The sequence below is a fragment of the Nakamurella sp. genome (assembly GCF_044224575.1).
GTDB lineage: Bacteria > Actinomycetota > Actinomycetes > Mycobacteriales > Nakamurellaceae > Nakamurella.
The window spans coordinates 25,569-47,862 of sequence record NZ_JBGAKE010000001.1; the positions used below are offsets into that span (position 1 = coordinate 25,569).

20 protein-coding genes and 2 tRNA genes are annotated in these 22,294 nt (G+C 71.5%); 6 read left to right on the forward strand and 16 right to left on the reverse strand.

The window, feature by feature from the left end; all coding sequences use genetic code 11:
* Nucleotides 1-31 precede the first annotated feature (31 nt).
* On the forward strand, nucleotides 32-1,423 hold the full coding sequence (locus ACILSK_RS00115) for a chloride channel protein (protein ID WP_395725082.1): 1,392 nt from the start codon (nucleotides 32-34) through the stop codon (nucleotides 1,421-1,423).
* A 27-nt stretch (nucleotides 1,424-1,450) separates the two neighbouring features.
* Here ACILSK_RS00115 and ACILSK_RS00120 read toward each other — a convergent pair whose 3' ends face one another.
* The 4 genes from ACILSK_RS00120 to ACILSK_RS00135 form a co-directional block, all read right to left on the reverse strand.
* Nucleotides 1,451-1,996 carry a potassium channel family protein gene (locus tag ACILSK_RS00120; protein WP_395725083.1) on the reverse strand — a complete coding sequence of 182 codons (546 nt, stop codon included), beginning with the start codon at nucleotides 1,994-1,996 and terminating at the stop codon, nucleotides 1,451-1,453.
* Nucleotides 1,993-3,216, reverse strand: a complete 1,224-nt coding sequence (locus ACILSK_RS00125) for an MFS transporter (RefSeq protein WP_395725084.1) — start codon at nucleotides 3,214-3,216, stop codon at nucleotides 1,993-1,995. Before ACILSK_RS00125 ends, ACILSK_RS00120 begins: the two co-directional genes overlap by 4 nt.
* Nucleotides 3,213-3,884, reverse strand: a complete 672-nt coding sequence (locus ACILSK_RS00130; RefSeq protein WP_395725085.1) for a uracil-DNA glycosylase — start codon at nucleotides 3,882-3,884, stop codon at nucleotides 3,213-3,215. The genes ACILSK_RS00125 and ACILSK_RS00130 overlap by 4 nt, the downstream gene beginning before the upstream one ends.
* Nucleotides 3,885-4,001: 117 nt before the next feature.
* Nucleotides 4,002-4,955 carry a thiamine-phosphate kinase gene (locus tag ACILSK_RS00135; RefSeq protein ID WP_395725464.1) on the reverse strand — a complete coding sequence of 318 codons (954 nt, stop codon included), beginning with the start codon at nucleotides 4,953-4,955 and terminating at the stop codon, nucleotides 4,002-4,004.
* 229 nt (nucleotides 4,956-5,184) lie between these two features.
* Between ACILSK_RS00135 and ACILSK_RS00140 the strand changes: the two genes are divergently transcribed.
* Together ACILSK_RS00140 and ACILSK_RS00145 are read left to right on the forward strand one after the other, a co-directional pair.
* Nucleotides 5,185-5,418, forward strand: coding sequence for an Lrp/AsnC ligand binding domain-containing protein (locus ACILSK_RS00140; RefSeq protein ID WP_395725086.1), 234 nt, complete (start codon nucleotides 5,185-5,187; stop codon nucleotides 5,416-5,418).
* Nucleotides 5,415-6,005, forward strand: coding sequence for a DUF3515 domain-containing protein (locus ACILSK_RS00145; protein ID WP_395725465.1), 591 nt, complete (start codon nucleotides 5,415-5,417; stop codon nucleotides 6,003-6,005). Before ACILSK_RS00140 ends, ACILSK_RS00145 begins: the two co-directional genes overlap by 4 nt.
* A 3-nt stretch (nucleotides 6,006-6,008) precedes the next feature.
* Here ACILSK_RS00145 and ACILSK_RS00150 read toward each other — a convergent pair whose 3' ends face one another.
* From ACILSK_RS00150 to ACILSK_RS00160, 3 genes are all read right to left on the reverse strand, one after another.
* Entirely contained in the window at nucleotides 6,009-7,112 is a 1,104-nt protein-coding gene (locus ACILSK_RS00150) for a D-alanine--D-alanine ligase family protein (RefSeq protein ID WP_395725087.1), read from the reverse strand.
* Nucleotides 7,113-7,364: 252 nt separating this feature from the next.
* Nucleotides 7,365-8,384, reverse strand: coding sequence for an NAD(P)H-dependent glycerol-3-phosphate dehydrogenase (locus tag ACILSK_RS00155; protein ID WP_395725088.1), 1,020 nt, complete (start codon nucleotides 8,382-8,384; stop codon nucleotides 7,365-7,367).
* Nucleotides 8,381-9,199: a lysophospholipid acyltransferase family protein gene (locus ACILSK_RS00160; protein WP_395725089.1), complete on the reverse strand. Its 819-nt coding sequence runs from the start codon at nucleotides 9,197-9,199 to the stop codon at nucleotides 8,381-8,383. The genes ACILSK_RS00155 and ACILSK_RS00160 overlap by 4 nt, the downstream gene beginning before the upstream one ends.
* A gap of 129 nt (nucleotides 9,200-9,328) precedes the next feature.
* Here ACILSK_RS00160 and ACILSK_RS00165 point away from each other — a divergent pair, with 129 nt between their 5' ends.
* Both ACILSK_RS00165 and ACILSK_RS00170 read left to right on the forward strand, forming a co-directional pair.
* The gene (locus ACILSK_RS00165) at nucleotides 9,329-11,653 is read left to right on the forward strand and encodes an RNA degradosome polyphosphate kinase (RefSeq protein ID WP_395725090.1); all 2,325 of its coding nucleotides are present in this window, start codon (nucleotides 9,329-9,331) and stop codon (nucleotides 11,651-11,653) included.
* Entirely contained in the window at nucleotides 11,643-12,548 is a 906-nt protein-coding gene (locus ACILSK_RS00170) for an NUDIX domain-containing protein (RefSeq protein ID WP_395725091.1), read from the forward strand. The genes ACILSK_RS00165 and ACILSK_RS00170 overlap by 11 nt, the downstream gene beginning before the upstream one ends.
* A 166-nt stretch (nucleotides 12,549-12,714) precedes the next feature.
* Here ACILSK_RS00170 and ACILSK_RS00175 read toward each other — a convergent pair whose 3' ends face one another.
* The 3 genes from ACILSK_RS00175 to leuC form a co-directional block, all read right to left on the reverse strand.
* On the reverse strand, nucleotides 12,715-13,368 hold the full coding sequence (locus ACILSK_RS00175) for an HU family DNA-binding protein (RefSeq protein WP_395725092.1): 654 nt from the start codon (nucleotides 13,366-13,368) through the stop codon (nucleotides 12,715-12,717).
* A gap of 218 nt (nucleotides 13,369-13,586) precedes the next feature.
* The gene (gene leuD / locus ACILSK_RS00180; RefSeq protein ID WP_395725093.1) at nucleotides 13,587-14,189 is read right to left on the reverse strand and encodes a 3-isopropylmalate dehydratase small subunit; all 603 of its coding nucleotides are present in this window, start codon (nucleotides 14,187-14,189) and stop codon (nucleotides 13,587-13,589) included.
* A 90-nt stretch (nucleotides 14,190-14,279) separates the two neighbouring features.
* Nucleotides 14,280-15,728, reverse strand: a complete 1,449-nt coding sequence (leuC, locus tag ACILSK_RS00185; protein ID WP_395725094.1) for a 3-isopropylmalate dehydratase large subunit — start codon at nucleotides 15,726-15,728, stop codon at nucleotides 14,280-14,282.
* A gap of 114 nt (nucleotides 15,729-15,842) precedes the next feature.
* On the opposite strand from leuC, the gene ACILSK_RS00190 reads away from it, so the two are divergent.
* Nucleotides 15,843-16,544 (forward strand): IclR family transcriptional regulator, encoded by a 702-nt coding sequence (locus ACILSK_RS00190; protein WP_395725095.1) that lies wholly within the window; start codon nucleotides 15,843-15,845, stop codon nucleotides 16,542-16,544.
* A gap of 197 nt (nucleotides 16,545-16,741) precedes the next feature.
* On the opposite strand, the gene ACILSK_RS00195 is transcribed toward ACILSK_RS00190, so the two are convergent.
* The 6 genes from ACILSK_RS00195 to cimA all read right to left on the reverse strand — a co-directional run bounded on the left by ACILSK_RS00195 (nucleotide 16,742) and on the right by cimA (nucleotide 22,276).
* A tRNA-Glu gene (locus ACILSK_RS00195) sits at nucleotides 16,742-16,814 on the reverse strand.
* Between the two features lie 80 nt (nucleotides 16,815-16,894).
* Nucleotides 16,895-16,966: transfer RNA gene (locus ACILSK_RS00200), tRNA-Gln, on the reverse strand.
* Between the two features lie 64 nt (nucleotides 16,967-17,030).
* Nucleotides 17,031-17,804 carry an HAD family hydrolase gene (locus tag ACILSK_RS00205; RefSeq protein WP_395725096.1) on the reverse strand — a complete coding sequence of 258 codons (774 nt, stop codon included), beginning with the start codon at nucleotides 17,802-17,804 and terminating at the stop codon, nucleotides 17,031-17,033.
* Nucleotides 17,797-19,323 (reverse strand): glutamate--tRNA ligase, encoded by a 1,527-nt coding sequence (gene gltX, locus ACILSK_RS00210; RefSeq protein WP_395725097.1) that lies wholly within the window; start codon nucleotides 19,321-19,323, stop codon nucleotides 17,797-17,799. Before gltX ends, ACILSK_RS00205 begins: the two co-directional genes overlap by 8 nt.
* A gap of 467 nt (nucleotides 19,324-19,790) precedes the next feature.
* The gene (locus ACILSK_RS00215) at nucleotides 19,791-20,564 is read right to left on the reverse strand and encodes a fumarylacetoacetate hydrolase family protein (RefSeq protein ID WP_395725098.1); all 774 of its coding nucleotides are present in this window, start codon (nucleotides 20,562-20,564) and stop codon (nucleotides 19,791-19,793) included.
* 38 nt (nucleotides 20,565-20,602) lie between these two features.
* Entirely contained in the window at nucleotides 20,603-22,276 is a 1,674-nt protein-coding gene (cimA, locus tag ACILSK_RS00220) for a citramalate synthase (RefSeq protein ID WP_395725099.1), read from the reverse strand.
* Nucleotides 22,277-22,294 lie beyond the last annotated feature (18 nt).

Sequence of the window (22,294 nt, forward strand, 5' to 3'; positions counted from 1 at the left end):
CGGACAACCCTTCCGTCACGAGAGGTGCCCGATGGCCGACTCGACCACCCCGCCGGCCGCATCACCGCCCGCCGGAGCGGCACCGGCGCCGAAACCCGGACCGGCGGCCGATCCCGCGGCGATGGACCCCCGCAAGGTCATCCGCTCCCCCGCGTACCTGTCCGCGCTGATCCTCGCGGCGATCCTGGGCATCCCCATCTCCGCGGTCGCCTACGGCTTCCTGACCCTGGTCAGCAAGATCCAGACCTACATCTTCACCACGCTGCCCCACGACACGATGGGTGGGACGGCCCCGGCCTGGTGGCCCCTGCCCTGGTTGCTGCTCTGTGGCCTGCTCACCGGGTTGACGGTCCGCTACCTGCCCGGCAACTGCGGCCACTCCCCGGCCTTCGGCTTCCAGGCCGGCGGCGGCCCGCCCAGCGGCAAGGAGTTGGTCGGGGTCTTCCTGGCCGCGCTGACCACGTTGAGCCTGGGCGCGGTCCTCGGCCCGGAAGCCCCGTTGATCGCCATCGGCGGCGGCCTGGCCGCGCTGACCGTGCATCTGGTCCGCAAGGACGCCCCGCCGATGGCGGCCACCATCATGGCCTCGGCCGGCAGCTTCGCGGCGGTCAGCACGCTGCTGGGCTCGCCGGTGCTCGGCGCCTTCCTGATCATGGAGGTGGCCGGGATCGGCGGCGCCACCCTGAGTCTGGTCGCCCTGCCCGGCCTGCTCGCCTCCGGGATCGGCGCCCTGATCTTTCTGGGCCTGGGCAACGTCACCGGCCTGGGCACCTTCTCGCTGTCCCTGGGCACCGTGCCGCCCGACGTCGACCCGACCGTCGGGTCGCTCGGCTGGGCGATCGTCATGGGGGTCGTGGGCGCCGGTCTCGGCTGGCTGATCCGGTGGGGCGGGCTGTCCCTGCGGCCGCTGGTGCACATGAACCGGGTCCTGGTCACCGCCGGCCTGGGCCTGGTCGTCGGGGCGAGTGCCATGACCTACCAGCTGGTCACCGGCAACAGCTTCACCCAGGTGCTGTTCTCCGGCCAGGACGCGCTGCCGCAACTCGTCAGCCACGCCACCGAGTACTCCGTCGGCGCGCTGATCCTGCTGGTGATCTGCAAGGGTTTCGCCTACAGCCTGTCGCTGAGCGCATTCCGCGGTGGCCCGGTGTTCCCGTCGATGTTCATCGGTGCCGCGATCGGTATCGCCGCGTCCGGACTGCCGGGCATGGCGTTGGCCCCGGCCATCGCGATGGGCATCGGCGCGATGTGCGCGGCCATGCTGCGGCTGCCGATGACATCCACGCTGTTGGCCACCTTGCTGCTGGGCGCCGACGGCATCTCGGTGACCCCGCAGGTCGTCATCGCGGTCGCGGTGGCGTTCGTGGTGACCTTCCTGTTGCCGGTTCCCGGACCGAAGCCCCTCACGGCCCTGCCGGTGTGACCGGGCGCTGACCGGGCGCTGACCGGCTCAGCCCGAATCGGCCTTCTTGCGGGCCGCGCCGCGTTGCGCCGCCGACGAGATGACCCGGATGACCAGGCCGAACACCACCAGGTTGAGCAGCATCTGGAGGGTCACCAGCAGCTTCATCGGGTTGGACGCGGCAACGATGTCGCCGAAGCCCACCGTCGCGAACACCGTGACGGTGAAATACACGGCCGTGTCCTTGTCCAGGGGCTGGGTGAACACCGCCGGATCGGCGGCCGAGTTGCTCAGGTAGACCCGGGCGAAGATGAGGATGAACAGCAGGATGGTCAGCGCCAGCGACTCCATGCCCCGCAGCAGGGGGTAGCGGGCCCGGGTGATCAGCGGCACCTGCACGCCGACGATGGCGCCGAAGATGACCAGCTCCAGGATCAGCCAGGGCAGGTCGGAGTCACCATCGGCGCCCTTGACCGGGATCGAGTAGTAGACCCACAGCAGCGCGACGATCGACACCGACAGCCGCAGGCACATCCAGATCGACGGTTTGAGCATTCCCTCGGGAATGTCGGGTGGGGACGCACTGGCGCTCACGAGGTAGAACTTTGCCGCTCCGCCCACCGATCCGAGCGCGGCGCGCCGAGGAACGCCACGACCGCGGCCGCCCCGCTGATGGCGACCACCAGCACCGTCGAACCGGTCCAGCCGAATCGGGCATACAACGCGGCCCCCACCAGGCCGACCAGGCTCGACCCGGCGTAGTAGGCCAACGAGTACACCGCGGATGCCTGGGACCGGGCGGCCGGCACCCGCTCGCCCGCCCAGGTCGCGGCGATCGCATGAGCGACGAAGAACGCGAAGGTCAGCAGGATGAGGCCGGCCAGCACCGACCACAGCGGCGTCGGCACGGTGATCGCCGCGCCGACCGCCATCGTCGCGCCGGCTCCGGCCAACACCCGACGGCGACCGAACGCGGCGACCAGTCGGCCCACCCCGGACGATCCGACGGTGCCCACCAGATAGGTCAGGAACAGCAGGCTGACCAGCGAGGCCGGCATCCGGTAGGGGTCGCCGAGCAGCCGGAACGACAGCAGGTTGTAGACCGTGACGAACGCCCCCATCAGCAGGAACGCCTGCGCGTAGAACACCCAGACCACCCGGTCGGCCATCGCCAGCCGCACCCGGGACCACTGGCCCGCGGCGTGGGGGTCGGCCCCGACCTTCGGCCCGGAGTCGAGCAGCACCGCGAAAACCGCCGCCGCGATCGCGACGAACAGGGCCGTCGTCACCAGACCCCACCGCCAACCGAACAGACCGCCGACGGCGCCGGTGAGCACCCGACCCGACAGCCCGCCGATCGTCGTGCCGGCGATGTACAGGCCGCCGATCCCGGCCACCCGGGCCGGTGGTGCGGACGACACCAGGTGCGCCACGGCCAGCGCCGGCAACGCGCCCAGTGCGGCCCCGGACACCGCCCGCAACGCGAGCAGGACCGCGAACGTCGGCGCGAGGGCCACCAGCAGGCCGGAGACGGCGGCGACCACGGCGGACACCCGCATGGCCCGCGCCCGGCCGAGCCGATCACCCAGGGCGGCCCAGGGCAGCACGGAGATCGCCAGTGCGCCGGTGGCCACCGAGACCGCCAGGGTCGCCTGCGACTCGGTCAGTTCGAACTCGGCGGCCAGCCCGGGCAGGACCGCCTGCACCGCATAGAGCTCGGCAAACGTGGCGATGCCACCGGCGAACAGCGCCGCGGTCAGCCGGCCCGGCCGGCGGCCGCGGGATCCCGCGGCCGGCGCCGCACCAGGCGTCACAACGTCCAGTCGACCGGTTCGCCGCCCTGCTCGACCAGCGAACGGTTGACCCGGGAGAACGGCCGGGACCCGAAGAATCCGCGGTCCGCCGACATCGGCGACGGGTGCGCCGATTCGACGATGGGGGTGTCGCCCAGCATGGGCCGCAGGGTCTGCGCGTCCCGGCCCCACAGGATGGCGACCAGCGGGCCGCCGCGTTCGACGAGCGCACGGATCGCCTGCTCGGTGACCGGCTCCCAGCCCTTGCCGCGGTGCGAGGCTGACTTGCCGGGCTGCACGGTCAGCACCCGGTTCAGCAGCAGCACCCCCTGGTCCGACCAGGCGGTCAGATCGCCGTGCTGGGGCGCTGTGATGCCGGTGTCGGCCAACAGTTCGCGGTAGATGTTGGCCAGCGACCGGGGGATCGGCCGCACGTGCCGATCGACGGCGAACGAGAGGCCGATCGGATGGCCCGGGGTCGGATACGGGTCCTGGCCGACCACCAGCACCCGGACGTTGCTCAGCGGACGTTCGAAGGCTCGCAGGACCTGATTGCCGGCCGGCAGGTACGACCGCCCCGCCGCCACCTCGGCCCGGAGGAAATCACCCATCGCCGACACCTGGCCGGCCACCGGCTCCAGGGCCTGCGCCCACTCCGGGTCGACCAGGGAACTCAGCGGTGCCGGCATGCGGGGAGGGTATCGGCTCCCCGACCGGCCGCCGGGACCCGGCGCCGGCCGGATGCCCGCGGAAAATCCGCCGGCCTGACACCGGCCGGAGTTCCGCAGGCCGCGTGAAATCGCCGATCAGGCGAAATGGTCCCAGCCGCCGGCCGAATCCCAGAGCGTGCCGTCGACCAGCACCCCGCTGCCCTCGCGCACCACGCCGATCACCACCCAGTCACCGGACGGCGCGCGGCCCGGCGGGAAGGTGGCCGCGAGCGCATGGTCGTCGCCGCCGGTCAGCACCCACTGCATCGGGTCCCGGCCCAGGGCCGAGGCGACCTCGGTGAGGCGGTCGTGCACCGGCAGCGACCTGGTCGCGACCTCGATGCCGACCCCGGACTCGTCGGCGATGTGCCCCAGATCGGCGACCAGCCCGTCCGAGACATCGATCATCGCGGTGGCCCCGGCCTGCGCCCCCGCGACCCCGGCCGCCAGCGGTGGCTCGGGCACCCGGTAGGCCCCGACCAGCGCGGCGGGCGAGCGGAACCCGCGGGACAGCACCGCCAACCCGGCCGCGGCCCAGCCGAGCCGCCCGTTGACCGCCACCACGTCGCCGACCCGGGCCCCGGACCGGCGCACCGGCTCCCGGCCCGCCAGGTCGCCCAGCGCGGTCACCGAGATGGTCAACACGGGTGAGCGGGTGATGTCGCCGCCGACGATCCCCGCTCCCGCCCTGCTCGCCTCGGCGTCGAGTCCCCGGCCGATGTCCATCACCAGCTCGATCGGCGTCTCACCCGGGGCGGACAGCCCGACCAGCAGGGCCGTCGGGGACGCACCCATGGCCGCCACGTCGGCCAAGGACGCCAGGGCGGCCCGCCGGCCGATCTGCTCGCCGGTCGCCCAATCGGTGCGGAAATGCACCCCGTCGACCAGGACGTCCACGGTCGCCACCACCCGACCGTCGGGTGCGCTGACCACCGCACAGTCGTCGCCGGGCCCGAGCAGGGTGCTTGCCGGCTGGCCGGTTCGGGCGACGAGCGCGTCGATCACCGAGAACTCGCCGGTGCTGGCCAGGGTGGGCGGTTCGCTGCTGATGGGGCACCTCGCTCGTGACATGCGGATCGATCGCGGTTCGCCGATCCGCCGCGCTCATCATTGCCGATCCGGGCCCGCCTGGGGCCCCGCCGCCGGCCGACCGTCCCGATTGCGGCCCCGCCAGGTCGGCCGACCGTCCCGATTGCGGCCCCGCCAGCTCGGCCGACTACGCTCAGGCGGCGGAATCGGGCGACCCGGAACCGTCACGGACTGATGGAAGGGGCACATCGTGGTGCAGGCGTTCATCCTCATCCAGACAGAGGTCGGTCAGGCCGCTGCAGTGGCCCAGGCGATCGCCGAGCTGCCCGGAGTGACCAGCGCCGAAGACGTCACCGGTCCGTACGACGTCATCGTGCGGGCCGAGGCGCAGTCGGTCGACGAACTCGGCAAGCTGGTCGTCGCCCGGGTGCAGGGGGTCGCCGGCATCACCCGCACGCTCACCTGCCCCGTGGTGCACCTCTGACCGCGCCGCCCCCATCCCCATCGGCGCCGGCCGATCCGCGTGGCTTCCCGCGTTGGCGGGTTTACGCGGCGGTCGCCGTCGCGCTTATCGCCGTGGTCGGCGTCATCGTCGGTGCCCGGATCGTCAGCAACCGGCCGGACCGGTCGGTGGACGACCCGCTGCTGCTCGCCGGGGTCCAGGCCCCCGGCGCCACGACCCCCGCCTGCGCCGCGCTCGTCGCCGCGTTGCCCGCGGAACTCGGCGGGCTGCCGCGCCGTCAGATCGAGCACGGCGACGACCCGTCGCTCACCGGAGCGGCCGCCTGGGGCGAGCCGCCGGTCGTGCTGCGCTGCGGCATCCCGACCCCGGCCGAGCTGACCTGCACGGCCGCCGTCCAGGAGGTCGACGGGGTCGCCTGGCTGCCGCTGTCGACCGGGGGCGACACCACCTACTTCGTCGTCGACCGGTCGGTGCGGGTCGCGCTGACCGTGCCCGGTGAGGTCACCTCCACCGGCCCCTGGCAGGACGCGTCCACGCTCATCGCAGCGACACTGCCGAAGCGGGACATCTGCCTGGGTGGCGTGCCGCAGCCCGCCGACGGCGAATAGGGCTCAGCGCAGGCCGGTGCCCCGGGCCACCGCGGTGCGCAGCAGCACCGTGATCAGCTCCCGGTACGACAGGCCGGCCTTGGCCCACATCGCCGGATACATCGAGATCGGGGTGAACCCGGGCAGGGTGTTGACCTCGTTGATGACCACCCGGTCGGCCGGGTCGCCATCGGGCCGGACGAAGAAATCCACCCGGGCCATGCCCTGCGCGTCCAGCGCGGTGAACGCCTGCCGGGACAGTTCATGGATGCGCGCGGTGACCGCGTCCGGCAGGTCGGCCGGGATGTCAAAGGTGGCCGCGGTGTCGTCCAGGTACTTGGCGTCGAAGTCATAGAACTCGTGCCCGCCGCCGACGTGGATCTCCGCGGTCGGCGAGGCCACAATCCGGCCGTCCGGATACTCCAGGACACCGCACTCGATCTCGCGGCCGACCACGGCCGCCTCGACCAGCACCTTGGGGTCCGCCTCCCGGGCGATGGCGATCGCCCGGTCCAGATCGGCCCAGTCCGCCACCCGGCTGACCCCCAACGAGGAGCCGGCCCGGGCCGGCTTGACGAAGACCGGCAACCCCAGCCGCTCCCGCTGCTCGACCGTCAGCGTCGCGGCGCCGGGTCGCAGCACGACCCAATCGCCGACCGGCAGGCCCTCCGCGGCCAGCAGCTTCTTGGTGAACTCCTTGTCCATGGCGGCGGCCGACGACAGCACGCCGGCGCCGACGTAGGGCACACCGGCCAGCTCGAGCAGGCCCTGGATCGTGCCGTCCTCGCCGTAGGGACCGTGCAGGACGGGGAACACCACGTCCACGTCGAGCGCGGCCCACGACGACGCCGCCGGGTCGAGGGACACCAGCGTCGAACCGGTCGGATCGACCGGCAGGGCCACCACCGACCCGTTGGTCACCGCCGGCAGTTGACGTCCGGACGCCGCCGGCAGGGCGGCGGCGTCGACGTGCAGCCAACGGCCCGCCGGGGTGATGCCGATGGCGGTGACGTCGAACAGTTCGGTGTCGATGTTCGCGAGCACTCCCGCACCGGAGATGCACGACACCGGGTGTTCACCGCTGCGACCGCCGAACACCACGGCCACCCGGACCCGGTCATCGCTCATTGCGCCGCCCTCCTCGGGGCGCTCGCAGGCTCCGCACCCCTCCCGCGGGCGCCGCCGCGGTACCGATGATTCGCTCGGCAAGCCTCGCTCATGACGCCGCCCTCCTCGGGGCGCTCGCAGGCTCCGCACCCCTCCCGCGGGCGCCGCCGCGGTATCGATGATTCGCTCGGCAAGCCTCGCTCATGGCTAAACCCTATCGGGGCATCGGAGCCAGGCCCCGGCACAACACAGCGATGCACCGGGCGGCCGGGATCACTCCGGGCTGTGCGGCTGATCCATCAGGAATCCCATCAGCCGGCCGGGCGGCAGGTGCCGGTAACACACCTGGTAGACGGCCTCGGTGATCGGCATGTCGACCTGGTGCCGCACCGCCAGATCCCGCACCGACCGGCAGCTGACCACCCCTTCGGCGACCTGCCCGCCGGCCGCCTCCAACGCGGCGTCCAGGCCGATGCCGGCGGCCAACCGGCCGCCCAGGGTCCGGTTGCGCGACAACGGGGACCAGCAGGTGGCGACCAGGTCCCCCAGCCCGGCCAGGCCGGCGAACGTCGCCGGCGTCGCCCCGAGTTCCACACCGAGCCGGGTCATCTCGTTGAGCCCGCGGGTGATCAGCGAGGCGGACGCGTTCAGGCCCAGCCCGAGGCCGTCGGCGATACCGCACGCCAACGCGATGATGTTCTTGCCGGTGCCGGCGATCTCCGCACCGATCACGTCGGTGACGGTGAACGGCCGGAAGTAGGGCGTGGCGCACGCTTCCTGCACGGCGCGGGCCCGGTCGTGGTCGGTGCAGGCCAGCACGGAGGCAGTCGGCCGTTCCAACGCGATCTCGGCAGCCAGGTTCGGGCCGGTGAGCACGACGATGCGATCCGGGTCGACCTGGCCGACCCGGGCGATGATCTCGCTCATCCGCAGGCCGGTGCCGATCTCGACGCCCTTGGCCAGCGACACCACTGGCACCACGGGCGGCAGGCTGTCCCGGAACACCCGCAGGTTCTCCCGCAGCGCCTGACTCGGGACGGCCAGCACCACCGCGTCCACATCGGCCAACGCCTCGTCGAAATCCGAGGTGCCATGGAGGTTCTCGGGCAGGTCGACTCCGGGCAGGTAGTCCGGGTTGCGGCGGGTGTCGCGGATCGCGGTGGCCACCGATTCGCGGCGCGCCCACAGCGTGACGTCGCGGCCGGCATCGGCCAGCACCTTGGCGAAGGTCGTGCCCCAGGATCCCGCGCCGAGCACCGCCAGCCGTTCCAGGACACCGGTGTCGGCGGTCACCGCTCCGGTGTCTCCGGCGACGACACCGGCGATGTCGGAGCGGTCGTCGCCGACGGCGTGCCGACCTGCGCGGCTCGCTGCGCCAGCCGCTCCGCCTTCTTCTGGTCGTAGAACTCGGCCGGCGGGGTGATGCCGCGGACCTCGGCCAGCAGGTCCCGGACGGCGGTCATGATCCGGAACGAGGCCGCCCGCACGGCCCGGGCATCGTGCGGGCCGGCGCGCAGGTCGTCCAGGTCGACCGGCTCCCCGAACCTGGTGTGGACGTCCTTGCGCGGCAGCGGGTGGAACCGGCGACCCTCGACGTAGGACGTGTAGACGTGGTTGGAACCCCAGTGCGCCACCGGAATCACCGGGAAGTCCCCGGCCAGCGCGAGCGCGCCGACGCCCATCCGCGGCTTCATCGGCCACATGTCGGGGTCCCGGGTCACCGTGCCGTCCGGGTAGATGAGCACGACCTTGCCCTTCTGGAGGGCGGCCGTCGCCGCCTCCAGGCTGTTCTGACCGGCGCCGGCCCCGGCCCGATCGACCGGGATCTGTTCGGAGTTGGCCAGCGCCTGGCCGAGCACCGGCACCTTCCACAGTGAGGCCTTGGCCATGAATCGGGGGATGCGGCCGATCTTGCGGACGGCGACGGAGTCGAACAACGGGTCCAGGTGGGAGATGTGGTTCGCCACCAGCAGGTAGCCGCCGCGCCGGCGCGCGTGCTCGGCCCCCGATACCTTCTGCCGCCCGAGGAGGAACGCCAGCGGATACATCACGATCTGACAGAAGACGAGCCAGGCGTTGCCCTTCTCGTGCACGGGACTGCGGGCCACCCTGAAGCTCCTTCGCGCCGACGACGTCCGTCACCCTATCCCTCGGGCCCGCGCCGAACCGGGCGCGTCGTGACGCACTGTTCACCTCGGATGTAGCGCCCCGTGCGTCCCGGACTGGACAATGGCGCGGTGACCGCGAGCGAAGCCACCGAACCGACGACCGACCGTAACGGCAGGGCGCCCGCGCGCGCCACGACGAGGACCCGCCGGCCCCGGGCGACGGTGGGATCGGCGGCGGCGGATGCCGCGGTCGCCGCGGATGCCGCGGTCGCCGCGGAATCCGCCGCCGCCGATCCCACCGTCGAGACACTGGTCGAACCGTTCCACGGCGGTCCGTCCGAGGTGGCGCTGGACAGTGCGGTGGTGGCCGAGATCGAGGACGATCCGCTGCCCGACGACCGGTTCTCCAACCGGGAGCTGTCCTGGCTCGACTTCAACGCCCGGGTGCTGGCGCTGGCGCAGGACCCGCGGCAGAAGCTGCTGGAGCGGGCCAAGTTCCTGGCCATCTTCGCCTCCAATCTCGACGAGTTCTACATGGTGCGGGTGGCCGGCCTCAAACGTCGCCGGGACATGGGCCTGTCGATCACCAGCGCGGACGGGCTGACCGCATCCGAGCAGCTGGCGTTGATCTCGGCCCGCACCCGGGAGCTGCAGGAGCAGCAGGGTCGCTGCTTCGTCGACGAGGTCCGGCCGGCGCTGGCCGAGGCGGGCATCCGGATCGTCCGGTGGAGCGAGGTGGACGCCGCCGACCGGTCCCGGCTGGGCGAGTACTTCACCGCGCAGATCTTCCCGGTGCTCACCCCGCTCGCGGTCGATCCGGCGCACCCGTTCCCGTACATCTCGGGACTGAGCCTGAGCCTGGCCGTCGTCGTCCGGAATCCGGAGAGCGGGTCCGAGCGGTTCGCCCGGGTCAAGGTGCCGCCGAACGTCGACCGGTTCGTCCAGGTCCGCCGGGGGGTGTACGACTACCTGCCCCTGGAGGAACTGATCGCCGCCCACCTGGGCCAACTCTTTCCCGGCATGGACGTGGTGGAGCACCAGGAGTTCCGGCTCACCCGCAACGCCGACCTGGAGGTCGAGGAGGACCGGGACGAGGACCTGTTGCAGGCGCTGGAACGAGAACTCGCCCGGCGCCGATTCGGCCCGCCGGTGCGGCTGGAGGTCACCAACACGATCAGCGAGCGGGTGCTGAACTGGCTGCTGACCGAGCTGGACGTCGACCCGGCCGATTCCGTGGAGGTGCCGGGACTACTGGACCTGTCGAGCCTGTGGCAGATCTACGGAGCGGACAAGCCCCTGCTCAAGGACGCGCCCTTCGTGCCGGCCACCAATCCGGCCTTCGCCGAGGGTGAGACGCCCAAGAGCGTGTTCTCGACGTTGCGCGACGGCGACGTGCTGCTGCACCACCCGTACGAGTCGTTCGCCACCACCGTGCAGCGGTTCATCGAGCAGGCCGCCGCGGATCCCCGGGTGCTGGCCATCAAGCAGACCCTGTACCGCACCTCGGGCGACTCCCCCATCGTGGACGCTCTCATCGCCGCCGCCGAGGCCGGCAAGCAGGTCGTTGCGCTGGTGGAGCTCAAAGCCCGGTTCGACGAGCGGGCCAACATCTCCTGGGCCAAGGCCCTGGAACGGGCCGGCGTGCACGTCGTCTACGGCCTCGTCGGCCTCAAGACCCACTGCAAGACGGCGCTGGTGATCCGCCAGGAGGGCAAGACCTTGCAGCGCTACTGCCACCTGGGCACCGGCAACTACAACCCGAAGACCGCACGCATCTACGAGGATCTCGGCCTGCTGACCGCCGACCCGGACATCGGCGCCGACCTCACCGACCTGTTCAACGTGCTGACCGGGTACTCCCGGCAGACCGAGTACCGGAACCTGCTGGTGGCACCGCATTCCATCCGGCGGGGGATCATCACCCGGATCGAGCGGGAGATCGAGCACCAGAAGGCCGGCCGTGGGGGCCTCGTTCGGCTGAAGATGAACTCGATCGTGGACGAACGGGTCATCGATGCGCTGTACCGGGCGTCCCGGGCGGGGGTGAGCGTGGACGTCACCGTGCGCGGCATCTGTGCGCTGCGCGCGGGCGTCCCCGGGCTGTCCGAGAACATCACCGTTCGCTCGATTGTCGGACGGTTCCTGGAGCACTCGCGGATCTTCTACTTCCGCAACGGCGCCCAGCCGGTCGAGGGGGGCGGCAGCACCGAGGAGTACTGGATCGGCAGTGCGGACATGATGCACCGCAACCTGGATCGCCGGGTGGAGGCGCTCGTGCAGGTCAAGGCCAAGAGCGCCACCGACCGGATGGCCCGCCTGTTCGACCTCATCACCGCGCCCGACACGCGGTGCTGGACGCTGGGTCCGGACGGCTGGAGCCCGTCCCCGGCCGACGGCCCCGGCGTCGACGTGCAGGAGGTCCTCCTGCGGGGTCCGGTGGCTCGTGGCGACTGAGCCGCCGGGCATCATCCGGGCCGCCGGCGCGGTGCTGTGGCGGCCGTCCCGGCAGGAGGGGCTCAAGATCGCCCTGGTCCACCGGCCGCGGTACGACGACTGGTCCCTACCCAAGGGCAAGGCCGAGCACGGCGAGGTGATCCAGGTGACGGCGGCCCGGGAGGTCCAGGAGGAGACGGGGTTCCGGGCAGCCATCGGCCGCTCGCTGACCACGGTGTCGTACACCACCAGCGCCGGGCCGAAGACCGTGCACTACTTCGCCGCCCGGCGGATGACCGGGTTCTTCACGCCCAACAAGGAAGTCGACAAGCTCGAATGGCTGCCCGTGGCCAAGGCCGGGTCTCGGATGAGCTACGAGTTCGACCGGGCCGTGCTCGCCACCTTCGCGCTGGAACCCGCGGTGCAGCAGGGAGTGCTGCTGGTCCGGCACGCCCGGGCCGGACAACGGGAGGCCTGGTCGGGTGAGGACGACCGTCGACCGCTGGACGCCAAGGGCCGCCGGCAGGCCGCCGCGCTCGTCGGGGAACTCAGCGTATTCGCGCCGATGACGGTGCACAGCGCACCGCTGGAACGGTGCCGGGCCACAGTCGCCCCACTGGCCGAGAAGCTCGGCACCGGAGTGTGCACGGAGCGCGCACTGTCCGAGGAGTCGTACCGGGACGACCCGGCCGGCGCCCGGCGACGGGTGGTCGAGTTGGCCGCCGAGCAGGAACCCGGGACGACCACCGTGGTCTGCAGCCAGGGCGGCGTGATCCCCGGAGTGGTGAAGTCGTTGGCGGCGCGCGACGACGTGCCGGTGGCCGGCGTCAGCACACCCAAGGCGGCCTACTGGTTCCTGTCGTTCGACGGTCGCCGGCTGGTGCAGTCCGATCCGTATCCGGCGCCGGCGATCTGAGCTGATCCGGTCCGCGTCGGCCGTCCCGCCTCGGCCGGCTGTTGTATCGGCCGGGCGCCAGCAGGCCACGGACGGCGGTCCGTCGCAGCGACGGGCGGCGCCCCGCACAGCCGAAGGCCCCGGCGGCGCGGTCGGAACCGCGCCGCCGGGGCCCCTCGGAGGTTGTTCAGCTCGACGCCGGCGCAGCGGCCTTGGCCGAGGCCCGACGCGCAGGCGCCTTCGTGGCGGCTGCCTTCGGCGCGGCCGCCTTCGGTGCGGCGGCCGACTTCGCCGCCGTTGCCCGGGTCCGCGGGGCGGCGGCCTTCGGCGCCGCCGCGGTCTTGGCTGCGGTGGACCGGGTCCGGGTGGTCGCGGCCGGTGCGGCGGCGGTGGCCGTTGCGGCCGGCTTGGCAGCGCGAGTGCGGGTCGTGGTCGCCGCCGGCTTGGCCGCCGCCGCGCGGGTCCGGGTGGTCGTCTTGGCCGGCGCCGCCGCCGCGGCGGCCCGGGCCTGCGCCGCGGCCGCGCGGGCGGTCAACACCTGACCGGTCGGCTTGGGCAGCTTGACCGTGCCGGCGATGACGTCCTTGAAGTACTTGCCCGGGCGGAACGCAGGGACGTTGGTCCTCTTGACCTTCACCGCCTCTCCGGTGCGCGGATTGCGCGCGGTCCGGGCCGCCCGGGCACGCTTCTCGAAGACGCCGAAGCCCGAGATCGAGACGTTCCGGCCCTTCTGGACCTCACGCTGAATGAGGTCGATGACCCCCTCCACCGCGAGTTGCGCCTGCTTCTTGTCACCATCCAACCGGTCCGCCAGTTGGTTGATGAGGTCGGTCTTGTTCACTGTCCCTCCCGGGCACTTCGGGCCCGCGGCACGTCGGGGCCGATTGGTGGCAAACGGTAGGCGCAATTGGACCAAAGCGCCAGTGCGGCACGCCCAGGATGCAGTGTGTTCTAACGGTTCTCAGCAACTCCGCGGCCCCCTCCAGGGGGCCCCGGACCACCTCACCGACCCGATGACGCAGCGAAATCTGCTGTGATTCAACCGTTCTCGCACGGAGGTCAGGACGGCGACGGCTGCCGGGTCACCGGTTTGTACGCCGGCCGGTTGCCCTCAAAATTCTCGATTTCGTCGGCGTGCCGCAGGGTCAGCGAGATGTCGTCCCAGCCTTCCAGCAGGCGCCATCGGGTGTACGGATCGATCTGGAATGCGATGACCAGCGAGCCGGCGGTGATCGTCTGCTTTTCCAGATCGACGGTCACCTCGGTGCCCGGCTCGTTCTCCAGCAGCTTCCACAGCAGTTCGACCTCGTCCTGGGTGATCTGCGCGGCCACCAGGCCGGCCTTGGCCGAATTCCCGCGGAAGATGTCGGCGAACCGAGGCGAGATGACGACCCTGATCCCGAAGTCCATCAGCGCCCAAACCGCATGCTCACGCGAGGATCCGGTGCCGAAGTCGGCCCCGGCGACGAGCACCGATCCTTTGCCGAATTCGGCGTGATTGAGCACGAACGTGGAGTCGCCGCGCCAAGCGGCGAACAGTCCGTCCTCGAAGCCCGTTCGGGTGATCCGTTTGAGGTAGACCGCCGGGATGATCTGGTCGGTGTCCACGTTGGTCCGGCGCAGCGGGATGCCGATCCCGGTGTGGGTGTGGAAGGCGTCCATCGTTGTCTCCGTGGGAGTTGTCTGTGGAAAGTCGAGGGCGGGGACGGGGCGGACCGGACACGCGTCCGGCGGCGGCTGGTGCGGGGTGGCTCAGACCCCGGCGGTTGCCGGCTCGAGATCGGCAGGGGAGGACAGGGTGCCGCGCACCGCGGTCGCCGCCGCGACGAGCGGCGAGACCAGATGCGTGCGCCCGCCCTTGCCCTGCCGGCCCTCGAAGTTGCGGTTGGAGGTGGATGCGCTGCGCTCGCCCGGGGCCAGCTGGTCGGGGTTCATGCCCAGGCACATCGAGCATCCGGCACTGCGCCATTCCGCGCCCGCGTCCAGGAAGACCTTGTCCAGGCCTTCCTCCTCGGCCTGTGCGCGGACCCGCATCGACCCCGGCACCACCAGCATTCGCAGCGTGGGATCGATCCGCCGGCCCCGCAGGATGTCCGCGGCCGCCCGCAGGTCCTCGATCCGGCCGTTCGTGCACGAACCGAGAAAGACGGTGTCCACATGGATCTCGCTCAGCGGGGTGCCCGGGGTCAGATCCATGTAGGCCAGGGCCTTCTCCGTGGCCAGTCGCTCGTTGTCGTCCGCCATCGTCGTGGGGTCAGGCACCACGTCGGACAGCGGCAGACCCTGTCCCGGGTTGGTCCCCCAGGTGACGAACGGGGTCAGTGCAGCACCGTCCAACTCGACCTCGGCGTCAAAGGTCGCGTCGTCGTCGGTGCGCAGCGAACGCCAGTACTCGACGGCCTGCTCCCAGAGTTCACCTGTCGGAGCGTGTTCGCGGCCGGCCACGTACTCGAAAGTGGTCTCGTCCGGGGCAATCATCCCCGCCCGGGCGCCCGCCTCGATAGACATGTTGCAGATCGTCATCCGGCCCTCCATGGACAGGGCCCGGATCGCCGCCCCGCGGTACTCGAGCACGTACCCCTGGCCCCCGCCGGTGCCGATCTTGGCGATCACGGCCAGGATGATGTCCTTGGCGGTGACCCCCGGCGCGAGCGAGCCCTCCACGTTGATTGCCATGGTCTTGAAGGGCTTGAGCGGCAGCGTCTGGGTAGCCAGCACGTGCTCGACCTCGCTGGTGCCGATGCCGAACGCGAGCGCGCCGAACGCGCCGTGGGTCGAGGTGTGCGAGTCGCCGCAGACGATCGTCATGCCCGGCTGGGTGATGCCCAGCTGTGGGCCGACGACGTGCACGATGCCCTGCTCGAAGTCGCCCATCGGGAACAGCCGGACGCCGAACTCGTCGCAGTTGCGACGCAGGGTCTCCACCTGGGTCCGCGAGACCGGGTCGTCGATGAGCAGGTTGCGGCTGCGAATGCCGCCCACCTCGCTCTCGGTGAACAGGGTCGGCACGTTGTGGTCCTCGGTGGCCAGCGTCAGATCCGTGCGGCGCACCTTCCGGCCGGCCTGGCGCAGCCCGTCGAACGCCTGCGGGCTGGTGACCTCATGGATCAGGTGCAGGTCGATGTAGAGCAGGTCGGGCTCACCCTCCGCGGAATGCACGACGTGCGCGTTCCAGATCTTCTCGGCCAGCGTGAGCCCCATTGCCTGATCTCCTTCGAGGTGCGGAAAGCTGCCGGCGAACCGATCCACCGCCGATGCCCGCGGCGTTCGGCGGCCGGGTGGACATCTCAATATGTGGGAAACTAGTATCGCCTCGTGGGACAGCATAGCGGTATCGGCGTTCTGGACAAAGCCGTCGCCGTGCTGACCGCGGCGGCCGCGCAGCCCTCGACGCTGGCCGAACTGTGCGCAACCACCGGCCTGCCCCGGGCCACCGCACACCGGCTGGCCGTCGGACTGGAAGTGCACGGCCTGCTGGCCCGGGACGCGGGTGGTCGCTGGTACCAGGGCCCGGGCCTGGCGGCGCTGGCGGCCGGCACCCCGGATCCACTGGTGGCGGCCGCGGCCGGGGTGCTGCCCCGGTTGCGCGACCGGACGGGCGAGAGCGTGCAGGTGTATCGGGCGGACGGCCTGTCCCGGGTCTGCGTGGCCGTCGCCGAGCCCGCCTCCGGTCTCCGGGACACCGTGCCGCTGGGTGCCCGGCTGCCGATGACGGCCGGCTCCGGCGCGCAGGTGCTGACCGCCTGGGCCGATGCCGGCTACCGGCGTGCGGTGCTGGCGCAGGCGTCCTTCACCGAACGCTCCCTGGACGCGGTGCGCCGGCGCGGCTGGGCGCAGTCGGTGGCGGAGCGGGAGGCCGGCGTCGCGTCGGTGTCGGCGCCCGTGCGCGCGGTGGGCGGTGGAGTGATCGCCGCGGTGTCGGTGTCCGGCCCGGTGGACCGGATCGGTCGGCAACCGGGGGCGAAGTGGGCCGACGACCTGATCGAGGCGGCGCAGGCGCTGACCGCGGCCATGTGACCGTCGGCGTGCCCCCTCCCCAGGGCACGCCGCCCCCCTCGTGTCCTCCGGGCGGGCCGCACTCTCGTGTTGATCATGGGCAGGCGGCCGTTCTGAAACGAGTCACACGGCCGCCTGCCCATGATCAACACGGAAGAAGGGGGCCGGGAAAAGCGAACAGGCCGGACGCTGAGCGTCCGGCCTGTTCTGTGCTTCTGTAGCCCCGAAGGGATTCGAACCCTCGCTACCGCCGTGAGAGGGCGGCGTCCTAGGCCGCTAGACGACGGGGCCCTAGAACATTCTCGACCGGCATCATTGCCGAGCCTCGAACATGCTACACGACCAGCCGGGTTGCCTCGGCCGATCGAGCGCTGGGGTACTAGGACTCGAACCTAGAATGAGGGAATCAGAATCCCTAGTGTTGCCAATTACACCATACCCCACTGGGTATCTCGACCGGCAGACCGGGCGAGGCACCGGCCGACAATACTACCGGGCCGGTGCCCCTCATCCCAAATGCAGCCCGCCGCCGGCGACCACGAGCTCGTCCAGGGTGGCGATCTGCGCGACCGGACCGGTCGCACGCTGTCCGTCCGGCCGGTCCGCGCCGGCTCGGTTGAGCCACACCGACGCCATGCCGGCGGCCAGTGACCCCAGCACGTCGACCTCCCAGCGGTCACCCACGTAGGCCACCTCGGCCGGCGCCCGGCCCAGCCGGGCGGCGGCCAGCGTGAAGATTCTGGGGTCGGGTTTGGCCACGCCGAGCTCGCCGGAGAAGAACCCGTCCGCGGCCAGGTCGCCCAGGCCCACGGCCGTCAGCTTGGCTCGCTGGTAGGCCCCGTCGCTGTTGGACAGGACGCGGACCGCGATCCCCGCCGCCCGCAACCGGTGCAGTGCGGCCGGCACGTCGTCGAAGAGCCGGAAGTGCCCGAAGATCGCCTCGTTCCGCCGCTGCTCCATCAGCTCGTGATCCAGCCGCCGGGCCCCCGGCCGGTCGATCGTGCGCAGGAACGCCGACATCCGGCTCAGCCGCATCTGGTCGAAGTCGAGCTCGCCGGCGGTGAAGCGCGAGTACTCGTGCTCGGACACCTGCTGCCAGGCGTGCTGGGCGGCCGCGACCAGATCCTCGTCCGCCCCGGCCCCGGCGCCCGGCGTGCTGGCGGGATCGCCGCCCAGGGCTGCCACGACCACCTCGGCCAGCGCGGCACGGGCTGCACCGGCGAAATCGACGAGGGTGTCGTCGACGTCGAACAGGACGGTTCGGACGCCGGGTTCAGGCACCAGCCGGGTCCACCGGGAGAGCCGACCGGGCGGCGCGCAGGCGCACCGTACAGACGTCCCGGCCGAGCAGCTCCATCGACTCGTAGAGCGGGGGGGACACGGTCCGTCCGGTGACGGCGACCCGGACCGCGCCGAAGGCGACCCGGGGCTTGAGCCCGAGCTTGTCGATCAGCCGCGTCTTGAGCTCGGCCTCCAGCGCGGCCGCGGTGAACTCGGGCACCGCCGTCATGGCCTCGATCGCCTCGTCCAGCACGGCGGCGGCGTCCGGCTTGAGCACCTTGGCCGCGGCCGCCTCGTCGACGGCGAAAGCATCACCGGCGAACAGGAACCCGGCCATGGTGGCCGCCTCGGACAGCAGCGCGGACCGCTCCTGGACCAGCGGGGCGACCGCGGCCACCTGCGTGAGCTGTTCCGGTGACGGGTCGGCCGGCAGCACACCGGTGCCGCTCAGGTACTCCCCCAGCCGGCCGGCGAAGTCGTCCGGGGCGAGCAGGCGGATGTGAGCGCCGTTGATCGCGGTCGCCTTCTTGCGGTCGAACCGGGCCGGGTTGCCGGAGATCCGGGTGCCGTCGAACGCGGCGACCAACTCGGCCGGACTGAAGACGTCCCGGTCCTCACCGCCGACGGCGGGCAGCGACCAACCCAGCAAGGCCAGGTAGTTGACCATGCCCTCGGTGATGAAACCGTCGTCCCGGTACTGGAACAGGTTGGACTGGGGATCCCGCTTGGACAGCTTGCGATTGCCCTCGCCGGTGACGAAGGGCATGTGACCGAATTCGGGCACCAGCTGCGCCCGACCGATGTCGATGAGCGCCTCGTACAAGGCGATCTGCCGCGGGGTGGACGGCAGCAGGTCCTCCCCACGCAGCACGTGGGTGATCCCCATCAGCGCGTCGTCCACCGGATTCACCAACGTGTACAGCGGTTCGCCCGTCCCGCGCACCAGCACCGGATCGGGCACCGTGCCGGCCGGGAAGGTGATGTCCCCGCGGACGAGGTCATGAAAGCCGATGTCCCGGTCCGGCATCCGCAGTCGCAACACGGGCGCGCGGCCGGCCTGCTGCGCGGCCCGCACCAATTCGGGGTCCGGCGCACGGTCGTGATTGTCGTAGCCGAGCTTGGGGTCCCGGCCGGCAGCCAGATGCCGGGCGGTCACATCCTCGGTGGTGGAGTAAGACTCGTACAGGTGGCCGGCGGCGACGAGCTCCGCGACCACCTCCCGGTAGATCTCGCCCCGCTGGCTCTGCCGGTACGGCGCGTGCGGGCCGCCGACGTTGGGCCCCTCGTCCCAATCCAGACCCAGCCAGGTCAGCGCGTCGACGATGGCGAGATACGACTCCTCCGAATCCCGGGCGGAATCGGTGTCCTCGATCCGGAATATGAACGTGCCGCCGTGGTGCCGGGCGAACGCCCAGTTGAACAGCGCGGTTCGGGCCAGGCCGACATGCGGCGTACCGGTCGGCGATGGACAGAAGCGGGCGCGTACCGGGCGATCCGGCGCGGGAGGTGTCTGAGTCATAGCAGGCTGACCCTATCGCCCGCGCCGCAACCACTCCCCTATTCCCGCGCCGCCGGTGCCCCGACCCGCCGCCCGCACCTCCCATGGCGCCCCCGCCGCGCGTAGCGGATAGCGGTCGCGGCCCTGCTGCGCGGATCAACTGCGCCGGCGCGGATCAAACTGCACCGGATGTGAAGGCTGGGACTGCAGTCAACCCGTTCAGCCGCGCGGGCATCCACACCCGCGGGTGTGGACCTGTGCGCGGATCATCTCGCACGGATTGGGACGGGTGGGACGGAAGTCAACGACTTCAGCCGCGCCGGCGACGTTGATCCGCGCGGCCAAGGGCGGCCACGGGAATGACGGGGCCGGCATCAACGGGGCCGGTGCAACGGGCCCGGTGCAGCAGGACCGGTGCAGCAGGACCGGTGCAGCAGGACCGGTGCAGCGGGATTGGTGCAGCGGGATTGGTGCAGCGGGATTGGGGGTCAGCGGTCCTGGATGGGGTTGGTCAGAGTGCCGATGCCCTCGACGGTGACGGAGATGCTCTGGCCGGCCACCATCGGGCCGACGCCGGCCGGGGTGCCGGTGAGCAGCACGTCGCCAGGGAGCAGCGTCATGACGGCGCTGACGTACTCCAGGAACTCACCGATCGAGAACACCATGTCGGCGGTGGTCCCGTCCTGCACGACCCTGTCGTCCAGCTCGGTGCTGATCCGCAGGTCCGACGGGTCCAGTTCGGTCTCGATCCAGGGGCCGAGCGGGCAGAACGTGTCGTAGCTCTTGGCCCGGGTGAACTGCACGTCGGCCTTCTGCTGGTCGCGGGCGGTCACGTCGTTCGCGACGGTGTAGCCCAGGATCACCGAGGTCGCGTCATCGGCCTTGACGTCCCGGCAGGGCCGGCCGATCACCACGGCCAGCTCACCCTCGTAGTCCACCCGGTTCGACGACGCGGGCAGCCGGATCGGCGCGTGCGGCCCGATCACGCTGGTGGACGGCTTCATGAACAGGATCGGGCTGGTCGGCACCGGGTTGCCCATCTCCGCGGCGTGGTCGCGGAAATTGCGGCCCAGGCACAGCACCTTGGACGGCAGGATCGGCGCCAGCAGCCGGACGTCGGCCAGCGGCCAGGACTTCCCGGTGAACACCGGCGCACCGAAGGGGTGATCGGCGATCTCCCGGGCCCGCTGCTCGCCGCCGTCCGGGCCGTCGACGGCCGCGAAGGCCACGCCGTCGGGATGGGCGATCCGGGCCAGTCGCATGGGGCTCCTCAGGTCGGGTCGGTCGGGATCGGGCCGGGTCAGGTCGGGTTGCCCACCGGCAGCACGTAGACCAGCGCGTCGACCAGCGCCTGCCAGGATGCCTCGACCACGTTGGCGTGCACCCCGACGGTGGTCCACTCCTCGGGACTCGGCACGCCCTGCTGCGCGCTGGTGACCAGCACCCGGGTGATGGAGTCGGTGCCGGCATGCCCGGCGAGGATGCGGACCTTGTAGTCGATCAGCTCGACCTGATTCAGTTCCGGGTACTGCTCGGCGACGGCGTTGCGCAACGCGGAATCCAGCGCGTTCACCGGCCCGTTGCCCTCGGCGGTGGCGATGATCCGCCGGCCGCCGACGTGCACCTTGACGGTCGCCTCGCTGGTGACCGACCCGCCGACGTTCTCCACGATCACCCGGTAGGACTCGAGGGTGAACGGCCGCACCGGGGGAACCGACGCGGCGCCGGAATCGGCGGCGGCGGCATCGGTCGCGGCCAGCTCGTCCCGGATCAGCAGCTCGAACGAGGCGTCCGCCGCCTCGTAGGACCAGCCGGCCGCCTCCCGGTCCTTCACCGCATCGACGATCCGGCCCACCGCGTCCGGCCGGCCGGCCAGGTCGACGCCCAGCTCCTTGGCCTTGAGCTCGACCGAGGCCCGCCCGGCCATCTCGGTGATCAGGATGTGCATGTCGTTGCCGACCAGGGTCGGGTCCAGGTGGTTGTACAGGTCGGGGTCGACCTTGATGGCCGACGCGTGCAGACCCGCCTTGTGCGAGAACGCCGACGAGCCGACGTAGGCCTGGTGGGTGTTCGGCGCGATGTTGGCCAGCTCGGCCAGCGCGTGCGAGACCCGCATCATCTCGGCCAGCGCGCCGTCCGGCAGCACCGGCAGGTCCATCTTGGTGGTCAAATTGCCGACGACGGCGAACAGGTCGGCGTTGCCGGCCCGTTCTCCGTACCCGTTGGCCGTGCACTGCACGTGGGTGGCCCCGGCCTGCACCGCGGCCACGGTGTTCGCCACCGCGCAGCCGGTGTCGTCCTGGCAGTGGATGCCGATCCGGAAGCCGCCCCGCTGCCGAACCTCCCGCACCACCCGCTCGATGCCCATCGGCAACATGCCGCCGTTGGTATCGCACAGGACAACCACGTCGGCGCCGGCCGTCACGGCGGCCTCGGCCACCCGCAGGCCGTAATCCCGGTCGGCCGCGAACCCGTCGAAGAAGTGCTCGCAGTCCAGGAACACGCGGCGGCCGTGCTCGACCAGCAGCCGCACGGTGTCGCCGACCATGGCCAGGTTCTCGTCCAGGGTCGTCCGCAGCGCCCGCTCGACATGCCGGACGTCGGACTTGGCGACGAGGGTGATCACCTCGGCGCCGGAGTCGAGCAGGGCCCGCACCTGCGGGTCGGCGTCGGCCCGGACGCCGGCCTTGCGGGTGGCGCCGAACGCGACCAGCTTCGAGGTGGTCAGCGAGAGTTCACCGGCCGCGGCCCGGGCGAAGAACTCGGTGTCCTTGGGCATCGCCCCCGGCCAGCCACCCTCGATGAACCCAACCCCGAGTTCGTCCAGCAGGGTGGCGACGGCGATCTTGTCGACCACCGAGTAGGTGATGCCCTCCCGCTGGGCTCCGTCCCGCAGGGTCGTGTCGAAGACGTGGAAGGCGTCGCCGAGCGGCGAGCTGCGGCGGACGGCCGGACGCGCGGTCGGGGCAGTCATGGTGGTCACGGCACTCTC